The organism is Paenibacillus kribbensis (assembly GCF_001705305.1).
Lineage (GTDB): Bacteria > Bacillota > Bacilli > Paenibacillales > Paenibacillaceae > Paenibacillus > Paenibacillus kribbensis_B.
In genome coordinates this window covers 339869-363985 of sequence record NZ_MCBP01000005.1, presented here as the reverse complement: position 1 = coordinate 363985, position 24117 = coordinate 339869, and the positions used below count along the sequence as shown (strand labels likewise).

Annotated in this window: 21 protein-coding genes and 1 pseudogene; 12 read left to right on the top strand and 10 right to left on the bottom strand. The window is 46.2% G+C overall.

The window, feature by feature from the left end; translation table 11 throughout:
• Nucleotides 1-12 precede the first annotated feature (12 nt).
• A pseudogene (locus BAZ21_RS29600) lies at nt 13-1011 on the top strand (family 1 glycosylhydrolase); the annotation flags it as partial.
• Between the two features lie 586 nt (nt 1012-1597).
• On the opposite strand, the gene BAZ21_RS12635 reads toward BAZ21_RS29600, so the two are convergent.
• From BAZ21_RS12635 to BAZ21_RS12590, 10 genes are all read right to left on the bottom strand, one after another.
• Entirely contained in the window at nt 1598-1843 is a 246-nt protein-coding gene (locus tag BAZ21_RS12635; RefSeq protein ID WP_068500826.1) for a putative quinol monooxygenase, read from the bottom strand.
• 225 nt (nt 1844-2068) lie between these two features.
• Nucleotides 2069-3349 (bottom strand): apiosidase-like domain-containing protein, encoded by a 1281-nt coding sequence (locus BAZ21_RS12630; RefSeq protein WP_068500822.1) that lies wholly within the window; start codon nt 3347-3349, stop codon nt 2069-2071.
• Nucleotides 3350-3424: 75 nt separating this feature from the next.
• The gene (locus BAZ21_RS12625) at nt 3425-4729 is read right to left on the bottom strand and encodes a PTS sugar transporter subunit IIC (RefSeq protein WP_068500819.1); all 1305 of its coding nucleotides are present in this window, start codon (nt 4727-4729) and stop codon (nt 3425-3427) included.
• Nucleotides 4730-4824: 95 nt separating this feature from the next.
• The gene (locus BAZ21_RS12620; protein ID WP_068500817.1) at nt 4825-5124 is read right to left on the bottom strand and encodes a PTS sugar transporter subunit IIB; all 300 of its coding nucleotides are present in this window, start codon (nt 5122-5124) and stop codon (nt 4825-4827) included.
• Complete coding sequence (locus BAZ21_RS12615; RefSeq protein ID WP_068500814.1) at nt 5124-5477, bottom strand: PTS lactose/cellobiose transporter subunit IIA; 354 nt, start codon at nt 5475-5477, stop codon at nt 5124-5126. Before BAZ21_RS12615 ends, BAZ21_RS12620 begins: the two co-directional genes overlap by 1 nt.
• Before the next feature lie 226 nt (nt 5478-5703).
• Nucleotides 5704-7650 carry a BglG family transcription antiterminator gene (locus tag BAZ21_RS12610; protein ID WP_068500810.1) on the bottom strand — a complete coding sequence of 649 codons (1947 nt, stop codon included), beginning with the start codon at nt 7648-7650 and terminating at the stop codon, nt 5704-5706.
• A gap of 233 nt (nt 7651-7883) precedes the next feature.
• Nucleotides 7884-9425 (bottom strand): glycerol kinase GlpK, encoded by a 1542-nt coding sequence (gene glpK / locus BAZ21_RS12605; RefSeq protein WP_068500806.1) that lies wholly within the window; start codon nt 9423-9425, stop codon nt 7884-7886.
• Between the two features lie 15 nt (nt 9426-9440).
• Nucleotides 9441-10376 (bottom strand): transketolase family protein, encoded by a 936-nt coding sequence (locus BAZ21_RS12600; protein ID WP_068500802.1) that lies wholly within the window; start codon nt 10374-10376, stop codon nt 9441-9443.
• Nucleotides 10377-10379: 3 nt separating this feature from the next.
• Complete coding sequence (locus BAZ21_RS12595; RefSeq protein WP_068500800.1) at nt 10380-11225, bottom strand: transketolase; 846 nt, start codon at nt 11223-11225, stop codon at nt 10380-10382.
• Nucleotides 11226-11249: 24 nt separating this feature from the next.
• Nucleotides 11250-12710, bottom strand: coding sequence for an L-fucose/L-arabinose isomerase family protein (locus BAZ21_RS12590; protein WP_068500797.1), 1461 nt, complete (start codon nt 12708-12710; stop codon nt 11250-11252).
• Nucleotides 12711-13081: 371 nt separating this feature from the next.
• On the opposite strand from BAZ21_RS12590, the gene BAZ21_RS30110 reads away from it, so the two are divergent.
• From BAZ21_RS30110 to BAZ21_RS12540, 11 genes are all read left to right on the top strand, one after another.
• Nucleotides 13082-13213: a helix-turn-helix domain-containing protein gene (locus BAZ21_RS30110; RefSeq protein ID WP_305953037.1), complete on the top strand. Its 132-nt coding sequence runs from the start codon at nt 13082-13084 to the stop codon at nt 13211-13213.
• Between the two features lie 390 nt (nt 13214-13603).
• Nucleotides 13604-13942, top strand: a complete 339-nt coding sequence (locus tag BAZ21_RS30105) for a substrate-binding domain-containing protein (RefSeq protein WP_305953036.1) — start codon at nt 13604-13606, stop codon at nt 13940-13942.
• A gap of 296 nt (nt 13943-14238) precedes the next feature.
• Nucleotides 14239-15678, top strand: coding sequence for a 6-phospho-beta-glucosidase (locus BAZ21_RS12580; protein ID WP_068500794.1), 1440 nt, complete (start codon nt 14239-14241; stop codon nt 15676-15678).
• 280 nt (nt 15679-15958) lie between these two features.
• Nucleotides 15959-16789, top strand: a complete 831-nt coding sequence (gene licT, locus BAZ21_RS12575; protein ID WP_068500791.1) for a BglG family transcription antiterminator LicT — start codon at nt 15959-15961, stop codon at nt 16787-16789.
• 250 nt (nt 16790-17039) lie between these two features.
• Nucleotides 17040-18929: a beta-glucoside-specific PTS transporter subunit IIABC gene (locus BAZ21_RS12570; protein WP_068500787.1), complete on the top strand. Its 1890-nt coding sequence runs from the start codon at nt 17040-17042 to the stop codon at nt 18927-18929.
• Nucleotides 18930-19148: 219 nt separating this feature from the next.
• Nucleotides 19149-20639, top strand: a complete 1491-nt coding sequence (locus BAZ21_RS12565; RefSeq protein WP_068500784.1) for an alanine/glycine:cation symporter family protein — start codon at nt 19149-19151, stop codon at nt 20637-20639.
• Between the two features lie 188 nt (nt 20640-20827).
• Entirely contained in the window at nt 20828-21433 is a 606-nt protein-coding gene (locus tag BAZ21_RS12560) for a bifunctional transcriptional activator/DNA repair enzyme AdaA (protein ID WP_068500781.1), read from the top strand.
• Entirely contained in the window at nt 21414-21932 is a 519-nt protein-coding gene (locus tag BAZ21_RS12555; protein WP_068500778.1) for a methylated-DNA--[protein]-cysteine S-methyltransferase, read from the top strand. Before BAZ21_RS12560 ends, BAZ21_RS12555 begins: the two co-directional genes overlap by 20 nt.
• Nucleotides 21932-22750, top strand: a complete 819-nt coding sequence (locus BAZ21_RS12550; RefSeq protein WP_068500776.1) for an SPL family radical SAM protein — start codon at nt 21932-21934, stop codon at nt 22748-22750. Before BAZ21_RS12555 ends, BAZ21_RS12550 begins: the two co-directional genes overlap by 1 nt.
• A gap of 24 nt (nt 22751-22774) precedes the next feature.
• On the top strand, nt 22775-23392 hold the full coding sequence (locus tag BAZ21_RS12545; protein WP_068500774.1) for a DNA-3-methyladenine glycosylase family protein: 618 nt from the start codon (nt 22775-22777) through the stop codon (nt 23390-23392).
• A 24-nt stretch (nt 23393-23416) separates the two neighbouring features.
• Nucleotides 23417-24106: a DNA alkylation repair protein gene (locus tag BAZ21_RS12540; protein WP_068500771.1), complete on the top strand. Its 690-nt coding sequence runs from the start codon at nt 23417-23419 to the stop codon at nt 24104-24106.
• Nucleotides 24107-24117 lie beyond the last annotated feature (11 nt).

Below are 24117 nucleotides of genomic sequence, written 5' to 3'. Positions count from 1 at the left end.
TCACCTTTTCAATCCAACACATACAGTTTTCCGGAAAACTTCTTATGGGGCGGCGCTGTAGCGGCCAACCAGTTAGAAGGTGCATTTTTAGAGGATGGAAAAGGATTGTCCACAGCAGATGTATTGCCTTATGGAATTACAGGGCCGATTATGGAAATTCCCGAAGGCAAATATCCCCCTCACGAAGCTATCGATTTTTACCATCGGTATAAAGAAGATATCGCACTTTTCTTGCCCATTATCCGTTCACAGGCGGTGGAATTATCGTCCGAGAAGGAGAAAACAAGAAACAGATTCAATATCAGGCTGCACACCATCAGTTCGTAGCGAGTGCTCTAGCCGTTAAGGCTTGTCATGAAGCTATTTCTGATGCCCAAATCGGATGTATGTTGGCTTATATTCCTGCATATCCATTGACGAGTACACCGGAGGATGTTTTTGCGGCTCTGCAAGGAGAAGGGGAAATCCTATTCTAAAAAGCTACCCTGTTGATTTTATTGGCTTTAGCTACTACATGAGCCGTGCTGTGAGCCAAATCCGGAGGGGAAGGAGACTATGGCTGGCAATCTCTTCGGTGGTGTCAAAAATCCTTATTTGCCTTCATCGGAATGGGGCTGGCAGATTGACCCGCTTGGTCTAAGAATCGCTCTGAACCTATTATATGACCGTTATCAGAAGCCATTATTTATTGTGGAGAATGGTCTGGGTGCAGCAGACATCCTGGAAGCAGACGACGTGATTAATGATGGTTACCGTGTCATTTATTTGCGGGAGCATCTCTCTGAGGTCGCCAAGGCTATTCAGGATGGTGTAGACATTATGGGATATACAAGTTGGGGGCCAATAGATCTCGTAAGCAACGGTACTGGTGAAATGAAGAAACGTTATGGTTACATTTATGTTGACAGAAATAATGATGGTTCTGGCACGCTTAGAAGAATTAAAAAGAAAAGTTTTCATTGGTACAAAGAAGTTATTGCAAAAAATGGCGCGCAATACTTCCAGAAATAAGCGATTTACCAAGGTAAGGAGGGAGTCAGTTTTATTAGAACTGGCCTTCTTATAAGTAGCTTGAGCATGAATAATTTGGCTATAGGTTGAGCGGGGCTTCTCCTATATTTTCAATTAATAGTGAAGATGGTGTAGGGTTCCGCGAAGAGAAAACTTACAGTCCTAACGACTGTGTCAAGGAAGGATAAAAGGCTGGAGATAGAGCTGCTAACGTAGGGGACTGACCCCATAGCGTGAGACAAATTAAAACACCTTCAAGAGAATGCCGCCATGTCGTAAGATGTGAGGAGAAACTTTGGAGGTGTTTTTGCTTTGGCAACATGAGTGAGCTATCCACGGTTAAATTTTAATTTTGTTTGAGTTTTTTTGAGCCTCAATAATGTCGTAGAGAGCAAGTTTGTAATTTATTTTGTCTAAGTTATGATACAGTTCCTGTATTCTTCACTCTATTTCTTTTTTGTGATGAATCATCATCTATGTTCCGATATCAATCTCAGGGAAAACATCAGAAGGGAGCAGAGATGAATAAAACTATGGGAGATGCGACAATAAAACTTGGCGATGAGAAGATAAGTGCTTGTGTGGACTAAATTCCTTTTCCGCCCTGCGGACGAAGTTTAATTTGCTCTATACCAGCAATGAGCGGTCTTGCTCTCTGGATGAGTACTTTTGCTTCGTCTAAAGACAACGATGCTTGATGAGTTGAAGGATCACTCCATATTTCGGTTACCCAAATGCTATTAGGGTCATTATCAGGAATGTTTACCACATATAGATCACAACCTTCAACTGATTTCATACCACTTGCAGCTTCCAACAGCATTTCAACCAGAGTGTCACGTTATCATATTATCAATATTGATGTTCAATACTTCTTGTACTAGCTAATCTCCTCTGCTACTTCAACAATCGATCAAAGATCACTTTTTGAAAGAGAGACCGGCTCAAATGGAGCTGGTCTCTGATGATTTGTTCATTTATTTTGCAGCCGATAATAGCGATAAACTTTTCGTATACTTATCCGCTGCCCTTTTGGTAAACCGGAATTGACGGGCTGTTATTTTCTAATGCCGATCAGTAGGGCATCCGCTTCGAAATCATGCATATCGATGATCGTGATTTGCTCTTGCACAGAGATTGAAGTTGTGCCAAAACGACGATTCTCCAGGTCAATGACCGTGAAATCGTACTCACTAAGATCCGCGTCCAGCTTCAGCACAGTGTTGATCGGAACATAGATGGCGACCTTCGTGTAATCTGCGGTTACAGCCGCACGGATTTCTTCTGTATTTTTAAGCACAATGTTCCAAGGCTGCATATCCGTAAGTCCGTAGATCCCGAAGAGCCATTTGGCCAATCCATAATCCCATGCCCCTTCAAATTTAAGAGCAGACTGCCAATCATATGGACTGTCGAATCCCTCCCCAGTTACTCCGAACTTTTTGCCTTTCCGATGCCAGCTCCAAATGCCGTGGGCTCCATAGGTTATGCCAGCAGAGGCTCCGGAGAGAAGACTTTGCCAAGCTGCCTTACGAACATCAGCGCGGTTGAAACGGCCATAGACTTTCCGACTGTAGCCCATCTGCTCATAACAGGGCTCCGAGTTTAGCACTGGCCGGGTGACAGGCTTATTATAGAAATCCAGTGCGAGCGTATAAGCCGTTGGTTGAAATTGTGAATTATGTCCTGACTGATACATGTAAAAATCCAAATGGGGATCATCTATAAATTCCTCAGGCAATACCGCTAATCTTCCTTGAATATGCAGAGTGGTCAGGCATTGCGGGCTGTGCTGCTTTACGGTATGAAGAGCGATCCGGTAATATTGGTTGGCACGCTCGGAAGGGAAGTCGGTGTCACCGCTTATAATATAAATGGGGTAGAATTTGGAGAAACGCTCGGCAACATAACGCACATAAGGTTCCACTGCCTCAAGCGGCATCTTTTTCTCCTCACGAAGCTTGGCGGCCCAGGTATCCGGGATATAATTACACCACAATAGAACCAGTGCAGGAACAAAGCCTCTATTTATCGCCATTTCTATCATCGTCTCTGCTCTGGTAAAGTATTCTTCGTTCAGCGTATAGAAATCGTAGCTGCCATCCTCGACACGTGCGAACGGTTCGTAGCTTAAATCACTGCCGCTTGCATCCCACTGGCGCAGCAAATTGATTTGCAGGACATTGAATCCCTGACTTTTCCGATGATCCAGATAATAGGCCCATTCCTCCAGCGTAATGTTGGTAAACGCACTCCAAACCGTATCGGCCAGATAAAAAAAAGGAGTACCCTCATTAACGAAATAACGTTTGTTCTCAGCGATGCTCAGTTTAATCAAAAGTTTTCTCTCCTAACGGTTGTAATGGCAGAAACGGCGACCGTTTGCCGTTCGCCGTTTCTGCTTTTTTTTCTATTATGAGATGACAGGACTTGCTGCATTTTCACTCGCTTGCTGTTGTTCCAATTGCTCCTGCGCTTCGCGTTCCTTATTCAGAGCCTGCTTATCCAGCGCTCTAAAGAACGGATAGTAGATCAGCATACTGATCGGGATGAGCACCAGTTGTGCGGCGGCCAGTCTCCAGCTGCCTTCGATGAAGCCCAGAGCAAAGATAGGGGTTCCGAAAGCCGGGTAAATCCCGATTGGCATCGGCAACAAGCCGATGTTGGTGGCAATATAGCCGAGTACCGCACAAATAATAGGAGTAACGATAAACGGAATAGCCAGCAACGGGTTCAATACGATTGGAATCCCGAAGACCAGTGGCTCGTGAATCGAGAAAAAGGTACCCGGAAGACCAAGCTTCCCGATCGTGCGGAGCTGTTTGCTCTTGGCCAGGAAAACCAACAGCAGGGCAAAGCCGAGCATCGGTGCATAGTTGCAATAGATGTACCAAAAAGCCAGCCCGATAATGTTCGGAAGAGGAGTGCCTGCCTGGAAAGCGTCAAGGTTAGCCAGATCCAGACTCATCCAGATCGGCTTAACGATAGCGAGTGTAACAATTGCCCCGTGAATCCCGAACATCCACAGAGCCTGCATAATGATCAGCGCGACAATCAAAGCACCGAGTGATCCGCCCAATCCTTCCAGTGGTACTTGGAGATAAGTGTAGATAAAATCGTGAACCGTACCGAACGGAGTCTGCATGAACAGACCGGCCACGATGACGAACACAAGTGCTACCAAGACGGCCGGGATCAATCCTGAGAAGGTTTTGACAACGGTAGGTGGGACCCCGTCAGGCATTTTGATCGTCCAATTGCGGTCGACAATCCAAATATACAACCGTGCGGCAATCAAGCCTACGAACATGGCGACGAACAATCCTTGTGCACCGAGCCATTGAAGCGGCAAGGCCCGGACTTTATCAAAGGTCTGAACCGGTGTGACGATCAGAAAAGAGAGAAGGGCGGTTGCAGCCGGAACAAGGGGGTCCTTGTCAAAAGCTTGCGCCAGCCTGTAGGCTATAAAAAATACTGCATACAAAGCAATGATACCAGTGGTCATCGTCGATGCCAACCCGATTATGCCCTTCACGGGTGCAATGAGATTCTGATAAGGCTCCCAAGCAAGCGCAGAGAAGAGGGTTGCAAAAGCTCCGATAATCAGAAAGGGAAGGGTGGACATCAGCCCGTTGGAAATTGCGCTCATGTAACGGTTTTGCTGAATTTTGCCCGCCACTTTTTGAAGCTTATGAGAGAATTTTTGTTGGTTGGCCATATTTATTCAACTCCTGCTTTAGACTTTCATTTGCTTATATCATAAATTAGAGAACGCTTCCATTCTGACAGGTGGGTGAGCACCTACCCTGAGCTTTACAGCTTAAGCGCGTCTCCCAGCACCTTTTCACCGTTCATCATACCGTAGTCCATCGTGTTGATAACGCTTACCTTAATGCCTTTAGGTTCATATTTTGCCTTGAAATCTCCCTCCAGGTAGCCGACCTGCGGTCCAATCAGCAGCACATCCGTCTTGTCAGCATATTCTTTAAAAGAACCTTCGGAAGTGGCTCTGATTTCAACCTCAAGGTTTTGCGCTTGTGCAGCCTTTTGCATTTTCTGTACCAACATACTTGTGGACATTCCTGCAGCACATACCAGTGTAATTTGTTTCATTAGTTGTTCCCTCCGATTGAAGTGTGATTTGTGATTTCTTCATAGCGATTCAATCTGGCGTAAAGCTCAACCATATGTCCAGCCAGATCTTTAGTTGTGATGGCCGACATAAGGTGATCTTGAGCATGCACCATTAGCAGTGTGATTTCGTGGACGGTTCCACCAGCTTCCTGTTGAATCAGCCTCGTTTGTAATTTATGCGCTTTAACCAACTCGGCTTTACCTTCTTCAAGACGCTCTGCCGCCAGCTGTGTGTGACCTTTTTGAGCAAGAGCGATCGCTTCCATCGCCTTACTCTTGGCAACGCCTGCATTGGTTATAATTCCCATTATGATTTCCTGATACTCATCCATCTCTTTCACCTCATGCTTTTTTCTCTTTAACTTACAGATTCAGTGTAAAGGTTTACAGCCGAGATCTAAACACAAGCCTTTTCCGTCAGTAGCGGAAATTCATTCATCGTTACTGCTCAAGAACAGGGAGGGACCTTCCTGCAAAGACGGACTTCTTCCATTTCAAAAAGCTCCGAAGCAGCACCTGTTCTGTGAATATCAGTCAGATGCACTGCGGAGCTTGGTATCAATACAGCTTATATTTAACGATAATCCTGGAAAATTCCTCGTACGTTTCGCATTTTAACATCTGCTGGATGATATCCGAATTGTCGACCAGTTCCATGAGATGTTTATACATATTGGCCGGTGGTTCTTTGCCGTTTCTCTCAATGCTTAGGAGACAGATGAACTGCACGGGTTTGTCGCCCCAATCGATAGGCTGTTGAAGGGTGCAGACTGCCCATACGGTTTGATTGCTTTGCGGAATGATAGGGTGAGGAATGGCCACCAAATTTCCGTAAGCCGTGGGTGCAGCTTGTTCTCGTTCCAGAACGAGTCCAATAAAGCCTTCGGCAGAGCGGATCAGCCCTTCAGCATATATTTTTTGGCCCAGAAAAGAGATGACCTCTTCCTTGGTGGTGAAATTTTGTCTCAGAAATACGAGATCTTCCCGGATGTAGTGAAAAGCAAACTCGGCTTCGCCGGCCAGCAAACCTTCAATTTTGTCCATATCACTGCCGCCAAGAAGCGTCTGCACTACCACGACCGGAACGGATAATGGCAGCTGAATGGGAATGGTGCTCACCACGAAATCAATTTCATGCAGGGGAACCTGCTGAAGCTTGTAATATTCCGTTGTACCCGCCACTTCAAGCCGGCTGCCAAACGTGCTTTGCAGTTTGTACTTGAGCAGCCGGGCGCTTCCGACTCCTGAAGTGCAGACGACCAGACAGCGTTTTGGCCGGGTGTTCATACGCTGTCTTTCGATGGCTGCTCCGATGTGAATGGCCAGATAGCCCATCTCCGCTTCCGGGATCGCAATATTCAGCTTGCTCTCGATCAGCTTGGCACCGATGACTCCTGCTTGAAAAGCCAGAGGATAGTTGCTCTTGACATGATCCAGCATGGGGTTTCGGATGTTCATCCCGTACTTTACCCGGTTCAGCGCCGGCTTCAGATGAAGGCAGATACCTATGAGCAGTTCCGGATCATGGCTGATGTTCAGGTTCAAATCCCTGTCGATCTCGGCGAGCATTCCCTTGCCCAGTTCATAGATGTTTCGGTCCAGCAGCTTCTCGGGTCCCATGTCCTCTATTTGCTGTCCTTCAATTCCGACAAACCACTTGTTTCCGGCAAGATGCATGGCAATGTAGGCGATTTCGTCTTCGGGAAAAGACAACTGCAATTCCTTTTCGATCAGCTCGACAATATGCTCGGCAGCCCGAAACTCATCGGTGCTTCGCAGATCTCCTATTTCCGTCGAAAGCATAGCTACCCGGTTTCCGTCACGGATACGCTTGCAGGCGATCGCAATATGAATGGATAAATTATTGAAGGCGATATCGGAGAGCGTCACTTCATATTTCTGAGTCTGTTCCAGAACGATTCCGCAGATCAGTGTCATTTCGCGGGGGCTGACGATGCGCAGTGCTGCATGAAGTGTTCCGCCTTGTTCTTCGGAACGGCTTACAATAAACTCGGACAAGCAAAACCGAAGCTGAACTTCATCACCCTTCAGTTTGACTCCGTAATTCGGCCGTTTGTCAATGGTGATTCCGTAGCTTTGCAGGGTTTGTTTAACCTGTTTGAAATCATTTTGCACCGTAGACTTGCTTATATATAGCTCATCTGCAAGGTCTTCCAGCTTCACATAATGATCAGCAAGCAGGAGACGCTTTATTAAATACAATTGCCGGTAGCCGGGAGAACCTGGATCATCGGGCTCACTGGACAGGAACAACTGTTGCAGCAGCGCACGAAAGCTGCGATTATCCGTAATTTTCAGTACATATCCCCTTGAACGAACAGGTTCAATTGCTGCCCCGTGCTTGGATAGAAATTCATCCAGTTCCCGGATATCGCTGCGGATGGTACGTGAAGTAACCTGGATCAATTTGGCGAGATAATCACTTTTGACAGGAGCGTCTGCAGCCAGTAAGTGCTGAAGAATTGAAACCATGCGTGCATTCATTCAAGGTGCCCCCCCTTTCTGTATAGCAGAATAAATGCAGTGTACATTGAACTAAGTATTGTCTTCATTTGTTAAGAATGATTTTAGAGTTTGATAACATATAAGATATTATCCAAAGATGATGTAAAATCAAATCTACCGGTAAATTAAAAAACCTCCGATTATTTCAAGTGTAACACCTGCAAAATAACCGGAAGCTTGTAGTAAACTCAAAAATAATGAAGAAGATTGAATCAATAGTTGGAGGAAGAAGATGGTGTATGCGGTTGTTCTGAACGTATTACCATCTGCACTGCATTCTGCCAACCTGTATAAAGCCGCTGGCGGCTGAATTCGTCCATGCTAGGAGTGTAGTATTCATACAGATTCTGATCAGAGGTGTTACCAGTGACGATGCCTTCTGGATCCGACCAGTATCCGACTCCGAGACCGCCCAGATACACAGAGCCCATTGCAGACAGCTCGGCACAGGTAGAGCGGGTAACATGGGTACCCAGGATATCTGCCTGGAACTGCATGAGCCAGCTGTTAGATGAGGCCCCACCATCCGTACGTAGACTAGTTAGGGGCACACCGGATTGTTCGCGTATAAATTCTACCGCATCTCTCACCTGATACCCGATACTCTCCAGCGCTGCGCGCACAATATGCGCTTTGCCGCTTCCACGGGTCATACCCAGAATTGCGGCACGCGCAGAAGGGTTCCAGTAGGGAGCACCTAAACCGACAAAAGCAGGGACCAGATATACGCCCTCATTGTCCTGCAATCCGGTGACCATGGATTGCATTTCCTCAAATGACGAGAACAATCCCAGATTATCCCTTGTCCATTTTATGCTGTCTCCGGTCGTGCGTATAACTGCTTCCAATGCATAAGTAACCTTTCCTGAAGCACCCCAGGCAATCGTTGTGACAAGACCTTCACCGCCCTGCACGGGTTGCGGGCCAATATTCATAAGTACCGACGTTCCAGTCCCATACGTTGCTTTGGCGTCGCCAGTTTCAAAGCAACGGTGTCCGTACAGTGCACCTTGTGAATCTCCGATTATCCCTGATATAGCTACTTGTTCGTCCCATAATTGCGCTTCCTGTGTATAGCCATACACGGCATCGGATGCTTTTACCTCAGGGAGCAGGGAGGAGGGAACACCAAATATGTTGCACAAATCCATATCCCAAGCAAGGGTATGGATGTTAAAGAGAGAAGTACGGCTGGCATTGCTGTAATCGGTTGCATGTATTTGACCGCCTGTAAGTTTCCATAGCAGCCAGCTGTCAATGGTTCCTGCAAGCAGTTTGCCTTCAGCAAGCAGTTGGGGCGCATGAGGCACATGATCCAGAATCCATTTGAACTTGGCAGCAGAGAAATAAGGATCGAGCATTAGACCCGTCTTGGAGCGGATCATATCTTCATAGCCATCATCCTTCAACCGTGAGCAGGCCTCTGCCGTCCGCTGGCACTGCCATACAATGGCATTATAGATAGGCAAGCCGGTAGAACGGTCCCAGATCAGAGCCGTTTCTCGCTGATTCGTAATGGTGACTGCGGCCAGCGAGGAAGGAGAAAGCCCGGCTTTCTCCAGCACGCCTTTCGCCGCAATAAGCACATTGTTATATATCTCAAGCGGATCATGTTCAACCCAGCCCGGTCGGGGGTAATATTGTTTGTGCTCCAAAGAATAACGGGCAATCACTTCGCCCTGCCGATTGACCAGCAGTGTTTTGGTCCCGGAAGTGCTTTGATCGATCGCCAGAATATAGGTCTCGATAGTCATTACAGCTACAGCTCCTTACTTGTTAATCAGTTCGAGCACAATCTTGCTGATATTCTCAGCTGTAAGCCCATAATGTTCAAATACTTCAGCTGTTTTGCCCGCAATCGCCGGCTCATCCGGTATGCCCAGTATTTTCATTGGAACGGGTTGATGTTGAACCACGACTTCTGCTACGGCAGCACCCAAACCTCCGAATACACTGTGCTCTTCCACGGTGATAATGCCTCCGGTTTCGCGTGCTGCGGCGATGATTGCTTCCTCATCAAGAGGCTTGATCGTGTGCATATTGAGGACGCGAGCTTTCACACCCGCCTGCTGGAGCAACTCAGCCGCATCCAGAATGATACGGACGGTCTCACCAGCGCCAATCAGGGTAATGTCTGACCCTTCTTGTAAGGTGACAGCTTTTCCAATCTCGAACGGGTAATCATCGGACGGATAGACATCTTCAACAGCATTGCGTCCGATCCGCACATATGCACCTCCGTTATGCTGAACCAGAGCTTCGGTCATTTTTTTGGTTTCATGACGATCGGCGGGCAGTAAGACCATTAAACCTGGAATTGCTCTGGCCACGGCAATATCCTGAACGGAGTGATGGGACATTCCCAGTGCACCGTAGCTGACACCGCCGCTTATCCCGATCAGCTTTACATTGGTCCCGGAATAGGCTACATCTACCTTGATTTGCTCAATACTACGCATGCTGAGGAAACAGGCAGGAGAGGTGACGAACGGCTTTTTACCACTGTGCGCGAGTCCGGCTGACATACCGACGATATTTTGCTCGGCAATGCCTACCTCCACAAATTGTTCGGGGTATGCATCGGCAAAAGGAGCCATGGCAGCAGAGCCGCGGGAATCACTAGCCAATACCATAATATCCCGATCCTCTTTGGCAAGGCTAAGCAGTGTTTCACAGATGACCTGACGATTTGGGATTTTGTTCATTATTTATTTCACCTGTCCTTCCCCGGATAATTCGTCTATTTTTTGCTGTAGTTCAGCCAGTGCACGTTCAAGTTCATCATCGCTTGGAACACGGTGATGCCACCCTGGAACACCCTCGGCAAAGGATACACCTTTTCCTTTTAGCGTGTTTGCCAGCACCAATGTTGGTTTGCCTTCAATTTCGGGGATGTTGCGGAATGCATGAACCAGTTCCTCCATGCTGTTACCGTCAATGGAGATGACATTCCAGCCGAAGGCGGCCCACTTCTCATCCAGCGGCTCAAGTCCCATAACCTCTTCGGTTGTACCGCTGATTTGCAGGCCGTTGCGGTCAATGATTCCGACAAGATTATCCAGTTTGTAATGCGCGCCTGCCATAGCAGCTTCCCAGTTGGAGCCTTCAGCTTGCTCCCCGTCACCCATCAGACAGAATACACGGTAGGATCGCCCGTCACGCTTGGCAGCCAGCGCCATGCCGACTGAGATGGGGAGGCCATGGCCCAATGCGCCTGTATTCATCTCAATACCGGGAACTTTATTGTTCGGATGTCCAATCAGACGGGTTCCGAATTGGCTGTAGGTTTCCAGCTCTTCTTTGGGGAAGAAACCAAGATCCGCCAGAATGCACCATAAAGATTCGACGGAATGTCCCTTGCTGGCAATAAAGCGGTCGCGCTCCTCCCATTTAGGATTAGCGATATCAATATTCATGATTTCGTAGTACAGAGCGGTGAGTATGTCCGTGTTGCTCAGCGAGCCTCCCGTATGCCCTGTTTTGGCACGATGAATAATGGTGAACAGGTCCTGACGGATTTGTGCGGCTTTGATTTTCAAGTCTCGGATTTCCATAGTGTCCTCCTGAAAATAATATAGTTAAACCATAATGCCCGACTTGGTGACAGTGAGATCGGAGCCGCGCAACCAGCGTTGGATCTCCTGTTCGGTAGGATCTACCGGGTCTGCCTTGACGCCTGGAAGGTAATTGCAGGCCTCGTAGAGAGCCGGGATGACGTTAGCGTGAATGCCAACAGAGTGGTGGACGTAAGGGCCTTTGACGAGCTTTTCTTCCCATAACGGCCAGTCGTTGACTTCTACCCAGACATACGAGCCGCGGGTATAAGGTCCCTCAATCCCTTTAGCTTTGCCGAGGAAAATGGAATACTCCCCGTGGTCACCATCAAAACGAGCGATTGTCATGCCGCCGCCTTTGATTTGTCCTTCATGTGTGCCTGGCGCGTGATCATCGAACAGGAAATGCTTGCGGAGCTTGGGTTTGTTCTCAATAGACATGGATACTGGAAAGTTCCCGCAGTGGAATAGAAGTTCTCCATTGTCATTCTCAGGGTGACGTACCGTAATATCAGCAAAAAAGGTCGGCAGTTCGTTCATCGCAGCCGCTTGTACCATAACCGAAGTAATAGCTCCGTGAATATCGGTTTCGCAAGTGACCGGAATTTGTTCATCTGTCAAAATGGCATTTGCCAGACAAGGCATAATTCCCATAGCTTCCTGGAGGGAGGACCAGCATTGGATGGCGATGGCTGTACTTCCAGTTTCGATCGCATAGGATTTCATGGCTACTTTAAGTGCAGCGATTCGTCTGACATCCTCTTCGGTGACTTCACTGTAATCCAGCTTCTCTTTGATGTAATCAATCGCTTCTGAAAGTTCAGCACTGCTCCCGGATGCAATTTTCTTGGAACGAAGCTGAATATCTACCAGCGTAATCGGATGGATTTCAATACCGAATCGTTCCAACAGTTCTCCTTCATTGCAGATCATGGTCCAAAAGGAAGCGGGACGAGGGCCAATCTGGAGAATCCGTAACCTATTGAACTGTCGTACTACATTGGCGGCCGAGATAAAGTTGTTAAACCCTCGTTCGAATACCGGATCAGTCACGCGACTGTTTGTTATATAGGTAAATGGGACATTAAAGCGGCGAAGCACTTTTCCGCTGGCGAACAATCCACACTGGGTATCCCGCAATCTCATGCCGTCGGCCAAAGGAGCCTCGTCACGTGGACCCCACAATAGAACCGGCTTGCCAAGCGCCTTGCCCACACGGGCAACCGTATCCTCAGTTCCAAAATTACAGTGGGGAAAGAAAACGGCATCTACTTCCTCTTCCTTGAAACGTTTGATAATCAAGTCAGCGTTAATATGATCGTCATACAGCAAACCTTCTTCATTAAGTCCTTCCAAATCCACAATGTCGATGTTCATCCCGAAGCTCTCGATTTGTTTGCGAATGGCAATTTTGTAGCGGAATGCATCCTCAGCACTGAAGGTGAATCGTCGTGTAGGCGCGTAACCGAGTTTCAGCTTTTTCATTAATAACTCTCCTTTACTAGAAGTCAATAAACTGAATTTCCACTAAACAAAACTAAACTAGACTAACTAAAATATATGTTGTTTTACTTTCAAAGTCATCGTATCACCTCTAGAAATCGCTGTCAATTGGCTGGATTCTAAAAAAAATATTATTTAGTTTAGTTATTTTAGGTAAATAAACTAAGCTTGAATATTTTATTTAGAATAAATAACGCATATTTATTCTTTTACGCCAAATTTCTAGGAATAATATTATAAAATCAAGTGACTAATTTTACTTAAAAAAATGCTTGTCTATTGTGTCTGTTTATTCATATATGTAAACTGACTTTAACGGTTACCTGTATTTTGAATAGATGGAGAATAAATTTATGAAAATGGAAGATATCGCCCAAATGGCTAATGTTTCTAAATCGGCTGTTTCTCTTGCTTTTAGTGGTAAGCCGGGGATTAGCCCTGAAACACGAGAGCACATACTTCAAATCGCTCATCAAGTTGGTTAAATGCCGAAGAGCCGAACCTCACATCAGAAGAAAGGCGACAAATCGTTGCTTTTTCTAGTGTGCACAAGCTCCGGTATTGTTTTCGAGCAATATGATCAACAGCCCTTTTTTAAGTCACTGATTTATTTCATAGAAGAAAACTGCCGCCAAAAAGGGTATAAGCTAATCTTTTCGACAGTAAATGTAGAATTCTTTGAAAAGGAAATTAAACATGTATTCGAGGAAAAATATAGTGATGGCGCCATTATTCTCGGAACAAATTTGACACGCTGGCAGATCGAAGACATACATCATATCATGTCCAATTTGGTACTTGTTTTGACACGCTGCCCGTACAATTTATCGGTATTAATAACCGAATAGGGGCTTACCAGGCGGGAGCGAGGATTTATGGAAGCATTAGAGGAATATCAGATCGATATCCCCACATCTCGGCGTTTGTCGGTGGCTCCAACCATTCTAAGCTCGCAGGAATCGCTTAAAAAACAATTGACTGAATATTTGAATGATGGCCGACAACTTCCGACGGCATGGTTTTGTGAATGTGACTACATTGCTATAAGTGCGATTAAAACATTATCCGAAATGGGGATTAAAGTGCCCGAGGAATGCTCAGTTATAGGGTTCGATAATATTAATGAATCATTAATTATTACACCAGAGTTGACAACGATCCGCGTTGAGAAAGAGCGAATGGCTGAGCTTGCCGTTGCCTTAAAATGCAATTAAAATCACAGTCGATACCCGGTTTGTAGAGCGTAAATCTTGTGCTTCTCCCAACCGCTCAGCTGATGGAGGTACTGGCTAGCAACAGCGAATTGCCGTCGTAATAGAGAATTTGACAGGTACCCAAATCTTTGTTAGAGTCTTCTTCAAATACTATTACCTTTTCATGGGATGTTACCGATAGGGCATAACCTGAACCGGCATGGGTACACTTCAAGTGTACTCTGGCTTGTTTAGGTTTTTTTATTATCCATTCCCCTTGGTCTCCCTTTTATCACACATTTGGAAGGAGAACGTTCATGTCCAACTTTATTTTTCCTAAAGACTTTTTATGGGGGGGTGCTCTTGCAGCCAACCAGGCCGAGGGTGCTTATTTGGAAGGCGGTAAAGGGCTGAGTCTCGTAGATCTGCTGCCTACCGGAGAGAAGAGAAGAAGCATTATGAAGGGGGACGTTCCTTCACTCACCCCGCTTGAAAGCGAATTCTATCCTTCGCACGGAGCAATTGATTTTTACCATCACTATCGGGAGGATATTGCGCTATTTGCAGAAATGGGCTTTAAGGCGCTGCGTGTTTCCATTGCCTGGGCTCGCATTTTTCCAACTGGAGAAGATGCTGCGCCGAATGAAGCGGGGTTGCAATTTTACGACGATCTGTTCGACGAATTGCATAAGCATGGCATCCAGCCGGTGGTGACCCTCGCTCATTTTGATGTTCCGGTAAATCTTGTTGAGAAATATGGAAGCTGGCGGAACCGGAAACTGGTAGGTCTGTTTGAAACCTATGCAAAAACAGTATTCACCCGTTACAAGGATAAAGTAAAATACTGGATGACTTTCAATGAGATTAACATGCTGCTCCATTTGCCTTTCCTTGGCGCCGGGCTCGTATTCCAAGAGGGCGAAAATGTTAAACAAATTCAGTACCAGGCCGCACATCATCAGCTTGTCGCTAGCGCGCTGGCTGTAAAAGCGGGCCACGAGATCATTCCGGATGTCCAGATTGGCTGTATGCTCGCTGCCGGCAGCTTCTATCCGTATACGTGCAATCCTGAAGATGTGTATCAAGGGATGGAAAAAGACCGCGAATCCTACTTCTTCATCGATGTACAGTCACGTGGCGAATATCCTGGTTATGCGAAGCGCTTCTTCAAGGATCACGGCTTGAACATCGAGATGGAACCGGGAGACGCAGACATTCTGAAAAATCATACTGTTGATTATATCGGATTCAGCTATTATTCGAGCCGGACGACCAGCACAGATCCGGAAATTGTCAAGAACATGACCAGCGGCAATGTGTTTGGCTCTGTGTCCAACCCGTATCTCGACAAGTCCGAATGGGGCTGGACGATTGATCCAAAGGGCTTCCGCATCACGGCCAACCAATTGCATGACCGCTACCAAAAGCCATTATTTGTAGTGGAAAACGGTTTTGGTGCCAACGACGTGGTTACACCTGAGGGTGAGGTCAACGACGATTACCGTATCGACTACCTCAAGCGGCATATTGCCGAAATGGGTGAGGCTCTTCAAGACGGGGTCGAGATTATTGGTTACACAAGCTGGGGACCTATTGACATCGTTAGCGCTTCCTCAGGAGAAATGAAAAAACGCTACGGCTATATTTATGTAGACCGTGACAACGAAGGCAACGGTTCGTTGAAGCGGATTAAAAAGAAAAGCTTCCAGTGGTACAAAAATGTGATTCAATCTGACGGCGAGAGCCTGGGCGAGTAATTAAACTATAAAAAAAAATAGGATCGGATGCCCCGGATTTCCGGGGATTTCCGGTCTTCATTTCTTAGGTGAAAGCGTTGACAATCGACCCTCTTCGGGCTATACTTGACGCAATTCCATCATTTTTTTAGGATTGTTACTGCGCAGCAGGCAAAACCTAAGCCACGAATAAGCAGATTTTATGGTCTTGTTTATTTGCTGCGCTTTGGTTTTTTTTGGTTTGCAGTAATAAGGGTGGAATAGGTGTGGCTCTTGCTGGCATATAGAACGGGGGATCGAGATGAATATAGCAAAGGTCATCAACAACAATGTAATCAGCGTCTATCAGACGGACGGTACGGAGCTCGTGGTGATGGGCCGGGGGATTGCTTTTAAGAAAAAGCCTGGAGATAAAGTGGACGAAACCAGAATTCAGAAGGTATTTGCTCTGAAAAACAAGCAGACGTCCGATAACTTCAAAATGCTGCTGCGTGAAGTTCCGCTTGATTTGATCGTGATTGTGGAAGAAATCATTAATGAGGCCAAGCATAATCTGAACAGAAAGCTGAACGAAAATATTTATGTTTCCTTGACCGACCATATCAATTTCGCCGTGGAAAGATACCGGGAAGGCTTGGAGATCAAAAACGCGCTATTATGGGAAATCAAGCAGCTATACAAAGAAGAATTTGCGATTGGTCTGAAAACGCTGGAGCAAATCAAGCAAAGGCTCAGTATTGAACTGCCTGTAGACGAAGCGGCTTTTATTGCGATTCACATCGTGAACGCTGAAATGAACGAGGAAGTCATTACAACCATGAGTATTACGAAGTTCATCCAGCAAATTATCAATATCGCCAAATATCATTTTAAGGTCGATTTTGACGAGGATTCTCTGAGTTATTTCCGTTTTATTACGCATCTGAAATTTTTCGCCCAGCGTGTATTTAAGGGGAATCACTACGAAAATAACTATGACCATTTGTACGACATGATCAAAGAAAAGCACAAGGAAGCCGCGGCCTGTACGGAGAAAATCGGAGCTTTTGTGAAAAAAGAATACAATCACGAATTGACGAATGAAGAAAAGTTGTATCTGACTGTGCATATTGAACGGGTGGTGAATAGATAAGTCGAATTCTTTCGACGAAAATGAATCAATAATATACGCTTAAATGTTTTTGTTGACAAATATGACAGATTAATTATATTATGAGAGCAACAGGAATTTAATAAGTTTTAACTGGGATTGTTACTGGTTATGCAGGCAAAACCTAAGTCATGAAAAATCGCGGGACACCCATTGCCCACTATTTTTCAAGGCTTAGGTTTTTTGTGTGCCTAAATATGTAAAATGCCCTTAGAACATGGAGGTGTCTAACATGAGTTATGAAAAACTGGCTAAAGATATCGTGCATCTGGTAGGTGGAGAAGAAAATGTGGTATCGCTCGTTCACTGTGCCACCCGCCTGCGTTTTGTGCTAAAAGATGAGGCAAAGGCAGACAAAGGAAAGCTGGAAAAAACCGATGGTATTATCACGGTCAAGCAGAGTGGCGGTCAGTTCCAGGTCGTCGTCGGCAACAAAGTGCCGGAGGTTTATAATGCAATCGGCAAAGTTTCCAACATTTTGAGCGAAACTGGACAAGAAGACAAATCGGCTAAAGGCAACAAGGGATTTGGAGCCGTTATAGATGTCGTTTCCAGTATTTTTGCACCGCTGCTCGGAGTTATGGCCGGGTCCGGTATTTTGAAAGGTTTGCTGCTGATCGCCAGCAACCTTGGCTGGCTGCAGCCGAAAGAAACTACCTACATGATTTTGTATGCTGCAGCTGACAGCTTGTTTTATTTTCTCCCCCTCTTGTTAGCGGTTACAACAGCCCGGAAATTTGGAGGTAACATCTTTGTTGCCCTGACTATTGCCGGAGGGTTGCTTTACCCGTCCATCGTCACATTGAAAACGGAAGGTACACCTACGGACTTCTTCGGTATTCCGATTGTCATGATGAGTTATTCGTCTACCGTCATTCCGATCATTTTAGCTGTCATCGTCATGAGTAAGTTGGAAAAAGTGTGCAATCGATTCTTGCATGAGAGTGTCAAAAACTTTGTTACACCATTGATCTTACTTGTTATTATGCTTCCTCTGACTTTGATGGTCTTCGGACCAGTCGGGGTGTACGTAGGTAATGGGATTGCTGCTGGACTCGTTGCTGCGTTCAGCTTTAGTCCGCTGCTGGCTGGAGCAATCCTCGGTGCTTGTTGGCAGTTGCTCGTTATTTTCGGTGTTCACTGGGGCCTTATACCTGTGTTTATTAACAACATTGCTGTTAACGGTAGAGACGGAATCAAGCCTTCTGCTTCTGCTTCCATCTTTGCTCAAACCGGCGCAGCATTTGGTGTCATGCTGAAGACTAAAAATAAAAAGCTGAGAACCCTGGCAGGCTCAGCTACACTTACCGCGTTGTTCGGCATCACGGAGCCAGCCGTCTATGGGGTTACGCTGCCGCTGAAGCGTCCGTTTATTGCCGGTGTTATCGGCGGTGCTATCGGTGGTGCGATTATCGGTCAAGCAGGAACGCAGGCATTTGCTTCCGGCGCACCTGGATTGCTGACCTTGCCAATCTTTTACGGTCCTGGCGGACAAGGCTTCCCGGGATTGATTTTAGGGATTACGGTATCATTTCTGGTTTCGGCCATTTTGACCTATATTTTAGGATTTGAAGATCCGGTAGAAGAAGAGGAAACTACTGATAATTCGGCTAAAGAATCCACTCCTACGGCTGCTGTTTCTAATGAAGAGGTCCTTAGCCCGATTGAAGGAACTGTGCTCGCTCTGTCGGAGGTTCCCGATCCTGCATTTGCTTCGGAAGCTATGGGTAAAGGTATCGCTATCCAACCGACAACGGGCAGAGTTGTAGCCCCGTTCGACGGAACCATTACTGTAGCGTTCAAGAAAAAACATGCGCTTGCGATTGTTTCGCACCATGGTGCAGAAGTTCTGGTTCACGTCGGAGTAGATACGGTCAAGCTGGACGGTAAACATTTTACTTCCCATATCAAAGAAGGCGATCAGGTAAAAGCGGGAGATCTGCTGCTCGAGTTTGATGTTGAGCAAATCAGGGCAGAGGGTTATCCTACGATTACGCCAGTTATCATTACGAATTCTTCCGAATATACTGAAATCCTTCCAATCCCTCAAGGGCATGTAGCGGAGCAGACCCCGCTGTTGAAACTGTCTAGTGCTTCGAATGAAAAAGAGGGCAGCGCCTGAATATCTTAAGGACAAGGCTCTGATGATCCACATTCCGGATCATCAGAGCTTTTTTGTCGTCATTTGATGTAGCTGATAAGTCCACTTGAAATTGACAATATGTCAATTAAATTAACTTGTATGGTGACACAATCTAATCTATAATTTTTTTGTAATTATGCAAATTTTCTGGAAATATAGACCAGGAATTTATTGACTGATCAGGGGGAAAAGCAAGGAATGTTAGAGAAATGGGCAGAAGCAGTGAATGGCATCATCTGGAGTAATCCGGTGGTATATGTCTGTTTGGGCGTGGGCTTGTTATTTTCAATCATGACTCGATTCCTGCAAATCAGGCATCTTAAAGAGATGATTCGTTTGGTATTTAAAGGGAAAAGCTCTGAGGCAGGAGTATCTTCTTTTCAGGCTTTTACAATGGCTCTATCGGGGCGTGTAGGGACGGGGAATATAGCAGGTATTGCTTTGGCTGTCGGCATGGGCGGACCAGGAGCGATATTTTGGATGTGGGTCATGGCTTTTATCGGGTCAGCTACGGCTTTTGTTGAATCCACACTGGCTCAGGTATATAAGATAAAGCGTGATGGTCTGTACCGAGGCGGTCCAGCCTTTTATATCGAAAAAGGAACGGGCTTAAAATGGTTTGCCGTCATTTTTGCGGTTGTCGCGTTGGTGGCTATGTGTTTGCTTATGCCGGGAACCCAATCGAACTCGATTGCTGTGGCATTCCATAGTTCATTTGGTATGGATATGAAAATTTCAGGGATTCTAGTGGTCGTTTTGCTGGCGCTTATTATTTTTGGTGGTGTAAAAAGGATTGCCAATGTCGCTCAGGTTGTCATTCCGTTTATGGCACTCGGCTACATTCTCATTTCTTTCTATATTATGATGACGAATATTACTGCGCTGCCTGACGTATTTTCACTGATCTTTCGCAGTGCCTTTGGCGTGGATTCTGTGTTCGGCGGTATGGCGGGGACGGCGATTGCCTGGGGCGTAAAGCGGGGGATTTATTCCAACGAAGCCGGACAAGGCTCTGGTGCGCATCCCGCAGCTGCCGCGGAAGTTTCTCATCCGGCAAAGCAGGGGCTGGTTCAGGCATTTTCCGTGTACGTAGATACCTTTTTGGTCTGTACGTCTACGGCTTTTATGGTCCTGTTTACAGGCATGTATAACGTAAAGGGGCCTGGCGGCGATTTTATTGTGCACAATCTTCCCGGTGTTGAAGAGGGAACACAATATACGCAGGCAGCTATTGAGTCGGTATTTCCGGGCTTCGGCTCCAGTCTGCTGGCGATTACATTGTTCTTTTTCGCATTTACAACCATTATTTCTTATTACTACATTGCAGAAACGAATATGGCCTATCTCGTTGCCGACCACAAGGCCAAATGGCCCATGCTCGTCCTAAAGCTGGTTATCCTGGGCTCGACGTTCTACGGAACGGTGGTCAAGGAATCAGCCCTGGCCTGGACCTTGGGGGATATGGGTGTCGGTATTATGCTCTGGGTAAATCTAATCGCCATGATTCTGCTGGCCAAGCCTGCCTTCCGTGTGCTTAAGGATTACGAACGGCAGCAAAAGCAGGGGCTAGACCCGGTGTTCGACCCGGAGAAGGTTGGGATTCCCAATGCCGAGTATTGGTCAAAGGAATACCGCCAGCCTGCAGATGAGTTGACGATTACCGCTGAACCGGGCAGGCTTCAAGTCTAAGGAAGACAGACAAGTAAGATCAAGTCTAAGGTGGCTCCATTGGAGTCATCTTTTTTTCGTTATCTTGCCTTTACATTCCAAGAGGGGTACATATGTTCACTATTTGGTTTATAATTTAGACATGAGGATTTTGCAAGAACCTGACATGAATATGTGGGAGGCCACATTGTACAAGAGAGGTGAATTGAATGGGAACATCTGATTTGTCTATAACTGACGATATGTGGAGAGCTATTGTAGAAAATGACAAGTCTTATGACGGCGTATTTTGGTACGCTGTGAAGACAACAGGCATATTTTGTCGTCCCTCCTGCAAATCCCGTCCTCCGAAAAGAGAAAATATTCGTGTATTTAAAACAGCAGAGCAGGCTTTGGCAGAGCAATTTCGTCCATGTAAAAGGTGCAAACCAACAGGACAGCATCTGCCTGATCATGAATGGATAGCATGGGTTACAGAATATGTGAATTCTCATTATATGGAAAATTTAACATTGCACATTCTTGCAGAAATGAGTCATGGAAGCCCCTATCATTTACATCGTACCTTCAAGCGGATCATGCATATAACCCCGATGGAATATATTCAACAAACCCGATTGGCGCAAGCCAGGAAACAGCTCATTGGCACGGATAAGTCGGTGGCGGAAGTGGGAAAGAGCGTAGGTTTGTCCAATACCCCTTACTTTATTACGTTATTTAAAAAGAATATGGGCTGCACTCCCATGCAATATCGTCAGCTCAAATCCCAAGAAGCACAAAATGGAGGTATACAGCATGGAAAATCAAACGAATAAGACGATCTATTGGTCATTATTGACCCATGAGGATTGGAATTTATATATTGCAGCTACATCTAAAGGACTATGTTATGTAGGCTCGCCCAATCAACCTGTAGTGGAATTGATTTCATGGGCAGGGAATCGGTTTCCCGGCAGTTCTTTAGTTGAAGAGGCTGCGTTCTTACAGCCCTATGCCAAGGAGTTGATTGAATATTTCCAAGGAGAACGCACAAGCTTTACCATTTCTTTTGATTTTCAAGGAACTGCGTTTCAAATGGCGGTGTGGAAGGCGCTGAGTGACATTCCGTATGGGGAAACACAATCCTACTCAGATATTGCCCACGCTATACAAAAGCCTGCATCTGTTCGTGCGGTGGGAGCTGCTATCGGTGCTAATCCGATTTTGATTACCATTCCGTGCCACCGGGTTATCGGCAAAAATGGGGCTTTGACCGGATATCGTGGCGGTTTGGACATGAAAGTAAAGCTTTTGCAACTTGAACGAGGCGAATAATGAAAAATGAGTATTTGTACAAAAATCCCAGGACCCTTTTGAATAAAGGGACAGGCTTCCTGTCGGGGTATACACACTCGTTGAACCCGTATACAGGCTGTACCTTTGGCTGCTCGTATTGCTATGTGCGTCAATTGCCAGTCTCTACGTTCCGGAAGGAAGCTTGGGGGACATGGGTAGATATCAAAAATCAGGCTGCAGATATTCTTCGCAAGGAGCTTCGCAGGGCCAAATCCAAAGGTAAAGTCACGATTTTTATGTCGTCCAGCACGGACCCTTATCAACCTGTTGAATATAAGGAAGAGGTGACCCGTTCATTGCTGAAGGTGATGGTGGAAGATCCGCCGGATTTCCTGTTGGTGCAGACGCGCAGTCCACTTGTACGACGGGATATCGATTGGCTACTCCGATTGGAGGACCGCGTAAGGGTGAGCATGACTATAGAAACAGACCGTGAGGATATCCGCAAGCATTTCACACCGGATGCGCCTCCCATTCAGGCCCGTTTCAAAACACTGCAACTGTTAAAAGAAGCAGGAGTACCAGCGCAGGCCACAATCGCTCCCATGCTTCCAAGCAGCGAACATTTTGCCGACAAGCTTTTGCCTCTGGTCAATCGTGTCTGTATTGACGATTATTTTATGGGAGACGGCAGTGGAGGAAGGCGGACACGAAGCTTAAATATGGGTGCGTTGTACGAGTCATTGGGGCTGGAAGAATGGTATCACCCGGCAGCTTACAAAACGGTTTATGAGCGTTTCCTCCATGTTTTCCCTGAAGAACAGCTCTACGTGAGCCAGGAAGGATTTGAACCCTGATTTGAGTTGAAAAGGGGAGAACTCATGCAAACTGTAATGACCAAAAACTTTGACTATGGGCCAAAGGAAGTCCATTATCTGAAAAACGCAGATCCCATACTTGGCGCAGCTATGGCGCAAATAGGCAAAGTAGAACGGGTGGTCATTCCCGATCTGTTCGCTGCGCTCGTTCATGCCATTGTTGGACAGCTTATTTCTGCCAAGGCGGTTGAAACCATATGGAAAAGAATGCAGGAGAAGTTAGGTGCGATGACTCCACAAAATATAGCCATCCAGTCGGCCGAGGATATTCAAAGCTGTGGCATTACCATGAAAAAGGCCGTATGTATCCTGAACATAGCCCAAACGATAGAGCAGGGCTTGCTGGATTTGCAGGAATTATATGAGCTCTCCGATACGCAGGTGATCCAAAAACTGTCCTCACTGCAGGGGATAGGACCTTGGACGGCCGAAATGATGCTGATTAATTGCATGGAGCGCCCGGACGTCGTCAGTTGGGGCGATATCGCTATTCGGCGGGGAATGATGAAGCTATATAATCTGGATACGATTACCAGAGGGCAGTTCGAGGAGTATAGAAGAGTCTATTCGCCCTATGGATCGGTGGCCTCGATTTATTTGTGGAGCATTTCATTTCATTAGTTAAGGATCAGGGAGTGGAGCCGATTGGAAAAAACAATCAGAGAACAAATACTGTCGTACGTGGATACGGACTTTCAGAAGTTCACGGCTGCATTGCTTCCGACCATTGATAATGTACTGGGCGTACGTCTTCCGGTGCTGCGCAAGCTGGCACAGGATATTGCCAAAGGAGATTGGCGTCTCTACCTGGAAATTGCTGGAAGTGATTACTTCGAGGAAGTGATGCTGCAGGGTATGGTTATTGGCTATGTGAAAACAGATAGAGAGGAAGCGTTAAGTTATGTCGCCAAATTTGTGCCTAAAATTGATAATTGGTCCGTATGCGACAGCTTTTGTGCCGGATTGAAGTTTACGAAAAATCATAAGGAACGGGTATGGGAGTTTATACAGCCCTATCTATTCTCCAAAAAAGAATATGAAATTCGGTTTGGCGTGGTTATGCTTCTCAATTTTTATATTGAGGAACCGTATATTAACCAGGTGCTTGAATTACTGGATCAGACTCATCGTGAGGATTACTATGTACAAATGGCGGTAGCATGGGCGATATCCATCTGCTATATCAAGCTGCCGGAGATTACGATGAATTATTTGCAGAACAACATACTGGACGATTTTACGTTCAATAAAGCTCTGCAAAAGATCATCGAATCATACCGGGTGGATCAGGCAACAAAAACGATCATGCGCAGTATGAAGCGAAAAAGAAAATAGGATTGGCTGCT